This is a genomic window from Hominimerdicola aceti, assembly GCF_025567495.1.
Lineage (GTDB): Bacteria > Bacillota > Clostridia > Oscillospirales > Ruminococcaceae > Hominimerdicola > Hominimerdicola aceti.
Window position 1 is genome coordinate 1 of sequence record NZ_JAOQJZ010000024.1, and the last position, 10,415, is coordinate 10,415.

Genomic DNA, 10,415 nt, shown 5'->3' on the forward strand with positions numbered 1-10,415 from the left:
TTTTTTATCTAGGGGTATAGCTCAGTTGGTAGAGCAGCGGTCTCCAAAACCGCGTGCCGAGGGTTCGAATCCTTCTGCCCCTGCCAGATTAGTGCAATGAAATGATGCATCCCAAGAAAAGCTCGTATTATCGCGGCACAAATAGGGAACGACCCTAAACTTATGTATCACGGAGAGTCATCTGATTTATTCAGACTAATGCTCTCCGTTTTCTTTTTGTCTACTTTACAATTCCGATATGAGTAAAGTAAATATCGATTTCCTGCGTGATACTGCCGTTATCGTCTTTCAGCTTTTCGTGAACCTCGATGCGCGATACAAACGTGTGTAAGATTTCCTGAGTTAATTCTGTAATATCTGTGTACTTTTTAGCAAGCGCAGCAAATCTTGCGGTGTTAGCCGTCTGGGATTGAAGCTCCTGCATCGTATGCTTCAAGTCTGATATTTCCGCTTTAAGCTGATTCTGCTCATCAGTGTATCCCTGCGACAGCATTCTGAACTGATCATCATCAATCGTACCAAGAACGTGATCTTCGTACAGCTTTCTGAAAATTATTCCGACCTCGGCAAGCCTTTTCTCGCTCTTTTTCAGTTTTTTGTTAGCTTCGGACAGCTCTTTTTTAGCAGCAGTATTTGACTCCCGACTGATATACTCAGCAAAATCATCTGTACGTTCTCTCGCAAACGCAGTCACATTCCGTATTTCATGCAGTACGATTTCCTTGAGATGACTTTCCTTAATACCGTGCATGGTACATTGTTCCCGACTATTTTTTCGATACGAAGAACAGATAAATTTCCAGTTTTCAGACTTCTCTCTTGCGTGTCTGTGAAAATATAACTTCTGTTTGCAGTCCGCACAGAAGACTATTCCGGCAAAAATACTTTTCTCTCCGCTCCTTGTGAACCTACGCTTGCTCTGCCTGAGTCGCTGAACTATCTCCCATATATTAATGTCGATTATCGGCTCATGAGTATTTTCAATCAGCTTGTGCTCGCTTTTGGGCAGCTTTAATTTCCGATGGTCTTTGTATGACGCTCTGCCGAACCTGAAATTACAAGTGTGTCCGAGATAGCTGACGTCCTCCAAAATATTTGCAACTGCGGTCGGATTCCAGCGGTAGGGATAGCTTGTATCAAAGTTAGAAATAACATTTCCCGTTTGACTGTACTCGTACATCGCAGGAGTGTATATCTGTTCTTCCTCAAGCCTGTGCGCGATCTGAGCCGGACCCAAGCCATCAGCGCATAGTTGAAAAATATATTTTACGACCAGCGCTGTTTCGGGATTGGGCAGAATTTTGTTGTGATCCTCCTGAGATTTCATGTAACCGTAAGGCGGACGTGAAGCGACTCTCTGCCCTCTTTCGGATTTTATTACACAGCTTGCCTTAATTTTTCTGCTTGTATCCTTGACGTGGAATTCGTTAAAAATGTTGTAGAATGCCGCCATATCGACAGCGGAGGAATCCGGATTATCGGAATCAATATTGTTATTGATCGCAATATAGCGGACATTTCTGCGCGGAAAATATTCCTCTGTGTATAATCCTACGTGCAGATGATTTCGACCAAGCCTTGAGAGATCCTTTGTAATTATTGTGCCGATCCTGCCGTTGTCCACATCGTCTATCATGCGTTTGAATGCAGGACGTTCGAAATCTACTCCCGTGTACCCGTCGTCAATGTAGAACGCGGTGTTGTAAAATCCATGTTCATCGGCATATTTTTGAAGTATATCTTTCTGATTTGAAATGCTGTTGCTTTCTCCCGCAAGCTCATCCTCGTGACTGAGCCTGCAATACAAAGCCGTTATCTTATTCGTGTCTGACATTATTAACCTCTCTTTCCGTCCATTATGCGGACTCTGTCAAACCGATTGAGATTACAGATAGTATATCACAATCGATTCTGAAAGTCCAGCGATAATCTATAAATTTATGATAATTTTTCAGCGGCGGATCTCAGCAAATATTTCAGCTTGTCCTCAGCTGTGGATTTTGAGGTCATATCAAACACCGAGTTGATGTTGTAAACAATTCCGTCAATGATCTCGGAACGACTTTTGATATACTTATCCTCAGTTTGCGTTATGCTGCCGGAGCAACAGCTTTCGTTTCTTTCTATAATATTTGTGTCCATATACCTCCTGCTCTCCGATATATATCGGAACAAATGTTGAGAAAATTCGTGTAAACAAATCAGTTCAGTCCTTTCGTTTTAAATTTTTTGTGCGAATTTGATACGCACCGATTTTACAATTCGTTATCATCAACCTCATAGGCGTTAACGATAACATCACCTTCGCCATATTCGCAAGAATTTTCAGCTATATTTTGTTCGGCAAATTCACGGTTGTTCCTTGCAATCAAATCGTCAAGGTTAACTTTACCCCTTGTCCTGCGAACGTTACGCACCGCCTCCTTGCGATACTCCGCTATAACTTTCGGAGGAATATCAGCCAGCTCCGACAGTATCATAATCACAATTTCTAGCTCAACTGCGTATCTGAACAAGCCTTTTGAGATTTTAGTTATCCCTGCCTCGCTACCTTTCACGATTTCATCTGCAAGATTTTTTGCGATGATATTCTTCTGCCTGCCGACTTCAATTGAGGAAACATACTCCCTTATCGCCTTGGCTATAAATTCTGAACGTGAGTGCGAAGTTTTCTCCGCATACTCATCACAAAGTTCCAAAGTTTCATTGTCTAAGCTTATTCCTATTTTCTTTGCCATAATTACCTCCGTTTCCTGCGGTATTACCTTTTGGTGCACACTCCAAAGGGCGATATTTCCGCATTTTTATTGATTTTTTACTTGCTGCGACACCTCCGTTTCATACTTTTGCAAATTAAGACTCCTTTTACTCGAGAGCCGAAAACCTCCGTAATTTCGGCAAAATATTGCGGTCAGCTTTGCTGTCCGCTGTGAGTGCGACACCGTCGCTTTAACTTGCAAATTATTAGTTATGCTTACTTTAACCTCTGCATATCCGGTATTTGTGCAGATTGACAATCGCCTTTTATTATCAGAATTAAAACCTCTCCCACATATCGCCCACAGCGGCTCACAAATAGCCTGTGTCGGCTTTTAAGCTGTTTCTGCTAGACTTACCCGACAAAAATTCAAGCCACGCAAATCGGCTTACGTTGCCTTTCTTTGCGTTTCAAACGGCGGAATTTCAATCCCCTTATTCGCAAGCTGACTTCTTATTTTATTAGCAGACATATGCAGTACTTCATCAAGGCTCATTAACTCGATTTCATAAACTTCATTAGCGGCAGGGTCAGTAACGTCATCAACAGGGTCGGCAGAATCACAAACAGTGACAGCGGATTTTTCTGCCTCAACTTCGTACTCATCAATCGCAAGCAACGTATTTAAAGGCTTTTCAAGCATTTCACTGTTACCGCAAGTGACAGCAGGGTCAGCGTTTTCACACTCCTTCGGCATAAGATTTCTGCCGTCACTGCTGTCACTTTTCATATCGTAATTCAGAATAATTATTCGCTGTCCGTTGCTGCGTTTGGATTCAAACGTTACTCCGTAATCCAGCAATTCATAAGCGTGCTGAATTAAATCTTTTTTGACACGATTTGAAAACACTTCTTTGTCCAGCAGAGCAGATAACTTTTCAGCAAGTTCAGTAGCAGAGCCTTTAAACTTTTTCTGAGTTACCATAAAGTCGTGAACAGCAAAGGGGAAATAGTCGGGTTCGATATTTTTAATCTCATCAGACACTTTCCATCTGCTGCTTTCAAACACAACATTGATCTCTTGATTTTCAATATCACGACCTACGCAATACAGTTTAGCTTTTCGACTTCCACGCTTGCTTTCAATCAGAACCATACTTCCGTCAACGCAACCGCTCAAACCTGTACTGCCTGAAATCATATTGAACGGATCGCCGTCGGAACACTTTCGTGTGTGATGAACCAGAACTATAGCTATACCAAGCTTGTCCGCAAGACTTTTTAGAACGGATAGTTCTTTGTAATCTGAACTGTAGCTCGACTCCGATTCGTTACGCACCATTTGTAAAGTGTCAATGAACACAATTTTCAAATCGTCAAACCGCTTCCTGCAGTATTCAATTTGTTCAGGCAGACCATTTGAAATTGATTCCGCCATAATTGCAAAGTTAAGATTGTCGGACGGCTCGTCTGTCAGTTCGTACAACCTGTTTTGCAGACGTATCAGGCTGTCCTCTAAACTAAGATATACCGCATGACCGCATAACGTTTCTTTTCCAAGCACCTTTTCTCCTTTTGCAATGGACAGGCACATATCGAGAGCCAGCCACGATTTACCGACTTTCGGTGCTCCTGCGAGAACGAACAATCCTTGCGAGATCAAACCGTCAACACAATATTCGATCGGTTTCATCGGAGTATTCATAATATACTCGCTGCTGTACATTTTTAATTCTTTCATTTTATCGACCTCCTTTTAATATGCAAAGCCGCTGACCTCGGTTCTGCAAACAAAAAACGCCGCAGATTTAGTTTTCTGCGGCGCGTTTTTAACTCTCTGATATTATTATATGCGGAAATTCAGAAAATGAATAAAATCACATAACATTATTTTTTTATTCAACACGACATTTTCAGTTGCATATTGCGGCAAAATATGATATACTTAATTTGGAAACTGTAAAAACGACAGCCTTGAGGTGTAATTATGTTTAACGATATTTGTTTTTATGTCAAAGGGAATATGATTGAGGTCAACGGTCAGGAATTTTTATTGGGCGAGCTTTCGGCATCATGTATGAATATACCTCCTTCCGAATTCGAAGAGATATATGATAAGTATAGATCGGCGGAATACATAATGAACCATGAAATCAATGCTGAAAAGGATAATTCCGTTGAATATATACCGCCCTTAAAAAAGGAGTGGGGCAGGCTGAACAGCATGATGGTCGAAATAGATACGGCTTTGAAAAAACATAAAATATTTCAGGTTCTTGATACTCAGAATGCTGTCGAATTTTTCAAAGGATTTACTGATATGGACGGCACAATTATGAATTCCGAAAACTGGGAGCTTTATTACAAGACCGCAAGTCTTTACAAGCCTGTGATCGATGATATTTTTAATTTCAATAAGACTATGTATTACTTTGTGAACGATTTTCTGTCACATCTTAAAAAGCTTGATCCCGAAAATTTTGCCGCCGCTTACTACGACTTCCTTACAAATCCTATGGCGTACAAGATGATTGCAAATCCTATCATGAATGAATATATGTCGTATACAAGCGCTGATTTTCTTGAAATGAATATGATCCCCAAAGAAATAACCGATGGCTGCGGAGAGTATGTAATTGCGGAATACTACCATGTTGATAGATTGCAGAGCTTTTTAAAGGTCGATTTTCTAAAAGGTCTTATGGCAGGACATCATATACGCAGATGTGAACATTGCGGACGATTCTTTCTTATGACCAAAGGCTACAAAACAAGATACTGCGACAAGGCTGCGCCTGAAAATCCGAGGTTTACCTGTAATCAGATGGCTTACAGAACGGTCAGAATTAAGGAAGAAAATGCGGATAATCCGAAATATCAGTCATATCGGCGCTGTCTTAACAGGGTTATGCGAAGCTATCAGAGAAAAGTTATTGATGAAAAACAAAAATCTGTTCTTCTGCGACAAGCAGAAGAACTGTACCATAGAGCAATGACCTCTCCCGAATTCAGCAATGAGGAATTTGAACAGCAAATGCAGTCTGAAAATCTTTACAAATTATGCGGTTTTGACGTTCCGAAGAGAGGCAGACCAAAGGCGGTTAAGAATGACAAATGAGGAACTGATATCGAAATATTATGACGGTAATATGCAAGCTTTATATGATCTGTACGAGCAGAATGTCGGGTTCATACAGAGCGTTGCTGCTGCGGTCGCAAAAGACTACAAAAATTATTTGCGTTTCAGCGATACCTTTGAAGACCTTGTTCAGGTTGGCAGTTTGACGTTCTTTGAAAAGCTGAAAGCAAAAAAATATGACGCAAGAAAGGGCAGTCTACTGACATATCTTACTCCCCAACTTCGATATGCAATGCAGGAGTTTATTGAAAATTTCAGTTCTCCGGCAGGACTTTCACATTCCGATTTCTCAAAAATACAAAGATGCCGCAAGCTGCATAATGAAGGTATGTCAAATTCGGATATATCCAAGGAGCTTGGCATGGACAGGAAAACCGTTCAAAGCTGTCTGTCATTCTCTTTTAAAACGGAAACGCTGATGATACGGGCGGAAACAGAGAACGGAATTGAGTACATTGAAAATCCTGGGCTTGTCGTTAACGATCTGCACCCCGATAACAAGGTTTACATTGAAGTTAGCCTTGAGCTTTTCAAGGAATTGTTTGAAAACTTATCAGCCAGGGACAGAGAAATTCTCGGCAGAAAATATGGTGCATTCGGGTATGAAGAGACCTCCGTTAACGACATTGCGGACTATATGCTGATCACCAGAAACGCTGTAAACAAGGCTGTTAATTCTGCAACAGAGATTCTTCGCAAGGAATACCATAACGGGAGTAAGCTGAAATGGTGGCGGTTGTGTAACCGGGCGGTTAAGGATGCCTTGGAGGGTAGGACAGCATAGGAATCCGTTGAAATATCTGACGAGTTTAAGGCGAAATTACGGGCGTTGGCGGAGTTTTTGGTTTTGCTGTATGAAAATGATAAACAAAAATAAATGGGGGGCATTATGCTTGCAATATACTTAACCTTAATTGATAACGAAGACGATAAGAAATCATTTGAGGATTTATATAATCAAAATAGGTCTAAGGCTTATGCGATTGCGTTTAATATTTTGAAAAATAAAACGTTAGCCGAAGAAGCTTGTTCGGAGACTTTTTTTAGTCTCGCAAAAAGTTTTCAAAAAATTAAAAATTTAGAATCTCACAAATTGGACTATTATATTGTCATTACTGTTAGAAACGTGTCTTTGAATTTACTGAAAAAAGAAAAGGAACACATTAAAGCTATGAATTTAAGCGAAGATATTCCCGAATTAACAGACGAGACGCTTTGTGACAGAAATTACGATAATATAGTTGATTGTATCAAGCGGCTTTCATATACCGATCAGGAAATTCTTTACCTGAGAATCACTCTTGGCATGAGGTACAGTGAGATTTCGTTAGCACTGCATATTTCCAATGCGGCGTCACGACAGCGTTTTCAGCACGCAAATGATAGTCTTGCAAAGCTGCTTGAAAAGGAGGGCATTTATAATGGATAACTATTCAATATTATCAAGAGCTATAGGCGAGGCTTTTGAACCTAAGCTTGATGAATTTATTGACTCTGTAAATTTTGATGTTAATGCCGAGTTCTCAGAAAAGTTCGAACGTAAGATGGACAAACTTATACGAAGAAGGAATAAACCGTATTTTAATCTGATATGTACCGGAGGAAGGCGAGCGGCGTGTATAGTGGCTGCCATAATAATTTTGTCGGCATCTTCACTGAGCGTTGAAGCGGTACGTGAGGCGGTTAATGATTTCTTTATGAGTATTTTCGGAGATCACACTGCCGTTTCGGTAAACAACGCTACTGAAAAAGATTATCCGGCAACTATCAAAGAAGAATATGCGATCTCAAATCTGCCCGACGGTTTTGAATTATCTGATTATAACCGAGATAGCGGAACAATATTCGCCGCTTATTTTAATGGTGATAAATATATCTTTTTCGAGCAATTCGTTCATGATAGTTACTCAGGTTATTTTGATAACGAACATTCTGAACTTGAATACTACACTGATGAATCAGGACAGGAATATCTTATTCAAAGTACCAACCATGATTTCTGTATTTCATGGGATAACGGCGAATATATTTTTAAAATCACAAGCAATTTGAATAAAAAAGATACATTATCTTTGTGCAAGTCTACAAAATCGAAATAAATCTTGAAAAACAGCTCACAAAAACGAATATTTTGTTGTCATTAAGAGTGTAAGAGGAAAAAATTCTCTTGCACTCATTTTTTTGTAGGAGGAGATATTATGAAAAAAATTGTACCTGTTTTTATGGCTTGCCTGATTTTCTGTTCGGTGGGAGGAACTACGGTGTTGGCTGCTGTTCCACCTGATAACGGCGGTATTGTTTCGCCTTGTTACTTGTATACTAATCAAGCATATAGCAATTTGAGTATTTCTGGTGGTGTGGCATCTTGCAAGAGTACCGTTTACGGAATATCGGGTACAACGACTAAAATCGTTGTAACTCAGACCTTGCAGGTAAAAGACGGAATGTCTTGGCGCAGGATAACCGACTGGAGCGAAACTTTTAACAGCTGGTACTGTAGTTATCCTAACTCGTACTCACCAATTGGCAGCGGAACCTACCGCGTTAAAACAGTTGCAAAGGTCTACAAGGGCACGTCCTACGAAACTATTACTGTTTACAGTACAGAAGTTTCGTAATAATCTACATTCTATGCTTTTTTGCAGAGAGGCTTGGTGATTCCAATGGACTAAGGTATATGAATTTTGGGTTTGTCTGACGTAGAACCAATATCGAACGATTACAATACGGACTGATAATATGCAGTATTCCGAATATATGGAGTTTATTCGGCGTATTGCGGAAACAGAGGAGAAGCTATGAACCTTAAAAGAAACTTTAAACGAATACTTTCCGGCGTAATGAGTGCAGCTATGGCGGCAACTCTTTTACCGAGTTTGCCGGCAGTAGCAGAGGAGGCAGCAGAAAAGTATCCCTACACAATGTTTGCCGCTTCTGATACAGAGGGGTCTATCACCATTAATGCTAACAATTTCTGTGTGAATGGAAATATAGCGACAAACGGCACAATAGTTTCAAATGGGAATTTGAACGTTAATGGTACGAAAACTGAGAATGCAGGCAAAGAAATGATATATATCTTTGATAAGATCGATTCAGCCTATTTTTCAGGCAATAATATTGATGAATATTCACAGGATTACACTCTTGAAGAAATAAACATAAACATCAATGATCCGCTGGAGGTTGAGGGTAATGCTACTCTTACAGGCAACATAAATATCAACACGGCGCTTAAAGCCTTTGAAGATGTTACCCTTAACGGCGAGGTAAAAAACACAAACAATTCTGTCATCTTTTCAAAGTATGGAGATATTGTGATTGACAGCCAGAACGTTAATCTTAATGGTCTGGTATATGCTCCTTTCGGCAACGTTGAGATAATGGCTCAGAATCTGAATCTCAATAATGTTGTCATTATTGCGGATACAATAACTTTCAACTGTCCAAGCGTAAACGCTAACTATAGTGGCAATGCTGGCGAATTGGTTGGCACTGTTTCAGAGCCTTTGGATATACCTGTCGATGAATGGCAGTATATGAAGGATGAAAACGACAATGGCTTACCTGATTTCTTTGAAGATATGAATAATTGGGAGCTTCTCAAAGATACCGATGGAGATAAGCTTCCTGACTGCGTTGAGCAGTATCTTGGAAGTGATAGCACGTTGGTAGATACCGATGGTGATCTTCTTGATGACTATTATGAGGTGTTTGTTACCGGAACTGACCCGACTTTGATTGATACAGATGAAAACGGAATTACAGACGGTGATGAGGATTTTGATGAAGACGGATTAACAAATCTTCAGGAGTATGAACTTGGTACAGAGCCTTATAATGATGATACGGACGGCGACGGACTTAATGACGGAGAAGAAATCAATACTTATAATACTGATCCGCTAAAGAAAGACACCGATGACGATGGTTTAGAAGACGGCGATGAAATCTATCTTGAAACTGATCCTACAAATCCCGATACAAACGAAAATGGTATTCTTGACGGTGATGAAAAGCGTTTACAGACGTTTATTCACAAGGTTGAAAACGAGGATTGTGCCGTTACAGAGGTTCGTGTATCTATGGAGGGCACGGGTAATCTCCAGAAAACCACAACCGTTGAGAGCATTATGAACAAGGATATACTCTGCTCAGAGGTTGTAGGTCTTGTGGGCGAGCCTTTTGAAATCAAAACGACTTCGCAGTTTGATAAGGCTACGCTTACTTATGTGATCGACAAGTCTAAACTTGGCGATACCGAATTTGACAATCTGCTATTTTTATGGTATGATGAAGAAAATGACAATTTTGTTGAGTTGGACACTATGCTTGATGAGGAGAACTCTACTGTAAGTGTGGAGACTACACACTTCAGTAAGTATATGATAGTTAATAGGGAAGAATGGTACAAAGCATGGTCTACTGAATTATATCCGAGTTATTATGATTATGCTCCAAGTGGATTAAGCACAGTTTTGTGTAGGTTTGTCAATCATATTGGACACTATTATTAAGAAATTCGATAGGCGAAAACCATTTGAGGGGACGCATAGGACGGTTGTTTGTTCGACTTAA

10 protein-coding genes and 1 tRNA gene are annotated in these 10,415 nt (G+C 40.2%); 7 read left to right on the plus strand and 4 right to left on the minus strand.

Annotated elements, in window-relative coordinates; all coding sequences use genetic code 11:
* The first annotated feature begins 10 nt into the window (after positions 1-10).
* Positions 11-86, plus strand: a tRNA-Trp gene (locus OCV57_RS13970).
* A gap of 134 nt (positions 87-220) precedes the next feature.
* Here OCV57_RS13970 and OCV57_RS13975 read toward each other — a convergent pair.
* The 4 genes from OCV57_RS13975 to OCV57_RS13990 form a co-directional block, all read right to left on the minus strand.
* Positions 221-1,834 (minus strand): recombinase family protein, encoded by a 1,614-nt coding sequence (locus tag OCV57_RS13975; protein ID WP_117865799.1) that lies wholly within the window; start codon positions 1,832-1,834, stop codon positions 221-223.
* A 104-nt stretch (positions 1,835-1,938) separates the two neighbouring features.
* Positions 1,939-2,142: a hypothetical protein gene (locus OCV57_RS13980; protein WP_022126680.1), complete on the minus strand. Its 204-nt coding sequence runs from the start codon at positions 2,140-2,142 to the stop codon at positions 1,939-1,941.
* Between the two features lie 113 nt (positions 2,143-2,255).
* The gene (locus OCV57_RS13985) at positions 2,256-2,738 is read right to left on the minus strand and encodes a ribbon-helix-helix domain-containing protein (RefSeq protein ID WP_022126681.1); all 483 of its coding nucleotides are present in this window, start codon (positions 2,736-2,738) and stop codon (positions 2,256-2,258) included.
* Between the two features lie 408 nt (positions 2,739-3,146).
* Positions 3,147-4,439 carry an AAA family ATPase gene (locus tag OCV57_RS13990; protein WP_267302050.1) on the minus strand — a complete coding sequence of 431 codons (1,293 nt, stop codon included), beginning with the start codon at positions 4,437-4,439 and terminating at the stop codon, positions 3,147-3,149.
* Positions 4,440-4,838: 399 nt separating this feature from the next.
* Here OCV57_RS13990 and OCV57_RS13995 point away from each other — a divergent pair, with 399 nt between their 5' ends.
* The 6 genes from OCV57_RS13995 (at position 4,839) to OCV57_RS14020 (ending at position 10,354) form a co-directional block, all read left to right on the plus strand.
* On the plus strand, positions 4,839-5,816 hold the full coding sequence (locus OCV57_RS13995) for a DUF6076 domain-containing protein (protein ID WP_022126659.1): 978 nt from the start codon (positions 4,839-4,841) through the stop codon (positions 5,814-5,816).
* Positions 5,806-6,621 carry a sigma-70 family RNA polymerase sigma factor gene (locus OCV57_RS14000; protein ID WP_022126658.1) on the plus strand — a complete coding sequence of 272 codons (816 nt, stop codon included), beginning with the start codon at positions 5,806-5,808 and terminating at the stop codon, positions 6,619-6,621. Before OCV57_RS13995 ends, OCV57_RS14000 begins: the two co-directional genes overlap by 11 nt.
* Before the next feature lie 105 nt (positions 6,622-6,726).
* On the plus strand, positions 6,727-7,266 hold the full coding sequence (locus OCV57_RS14005; RefSeq protein WP_267302052.1) for an RNA polymerase sigma factor: 540 nt from the start codon (positions 6,727-6,729) through the stop codon (positions 7,264-7,266).
* Positions 7,259-7,936 (plus strand): DUF4367 domain-containing protein, encoded by a 678-nt coding sequence (locus tag OCV57_RS14010; RefSeq protein WP_267302053.1) that lies wholly within the window; start codon positions 7,259-7,261, stop codon positions 7,934-7,936. Before OCV57_RS14005 ends, OCV57_RS14010 begins: the two co-directional genes overlap by 8 nt.
* 99 nt (positions 7,937-8,035) lie before the next feature.
* Entirely contained in the window at positions 8,036-8,455 is a 420-nt protein-coding gene (locus OCV57_RS14015; protein ID WP_117859694.1) for a hypothetical protein, read from the plus strand.
* Positions 8,456-8,635: 180 nt separating this feature from the next.
* The gene (locus OCV57_RS14020; RefSeq protein ID WP_267302054.1) at positions 8,636-10,354 is read left to right on the plus strand and encodes a thrombospondin type 3 repeat-containing protein; all 1,719 of its coding nucleotides are present in this window, start codon (positions 8,636-8,638) and stop codon (positions 10,352-10,354) included.
* Positions 10,355-10,415 lie beyond the last annotated feature (61 nt).

Coding starts and splice junctions, on each gene's coding strand:
- OCV57_RS13990 (WP_267302050.1), bottom strand. CDS start 4,439: ATGAAAGAATTAAAAATGTACAGCAGCGAGTATATTATGAATACTCCG.
- OCV57_RS14005 (WP_267302052.1), top strand. CDS start 6,727: ATGCTTGCAATATACTTAACCTTAATTGATAACGAAGACGATAAGAAA.
- OCV57_RS13995 (WP_022126659.1), top strand. CDS start 4,839: ATGAACCATGAAATCAATGCTGAAAAGGATAATTCCGTTGAATATATA.
- OCV57_RS14000 (WP_022126658.1), top strand. CDS start 5,806: ATGACAAATGAGGAACTGATATCGAAATATTATGACGGTAATATGCAA.
- OCV57_RS13980 (WP_022126680.1), bottom strand. CDS start 2,142: ATGGACACAAATATTATAGAAAGAAACGAAAGCTGTTGCTCCGGCAGC.
- OCV57_RS13975 (WP_117865799.1), bottom strand. CDS start 1,834: ATGTCAGACACGAATAAGATAACGGCTTTGTATTGCAGGCTCAGTCAC.
- OCV57_RS13985 (WP_022126681.1), bottom strand. CDS start 2,738: ATGGCAAAGAAAATAGGAATAAGCTTAGACAATGAAACTTTGGAACTT.
- OCV57_RS14010 (WP_267302053.1), top strand. CDS start 7,259: ATGGATAACTATTCAATATTATCAAGAGCTATAGGCGAGGCTTTTGAA.
- OCV57_RS14020 (WP_267302054.1), top strand. CDS start 8,636: ATGAACCTTAAAAGAAACTTTAAACGAATACTTTCCGGCGTAATGAGT.
- OCV57_RS14015 (WP_117859694.1), top strand. CDS start 8,036: ATGAAAAAAATTGTACCTGTTTTTATGGCTTGCCTGATTTTCTGTTCG.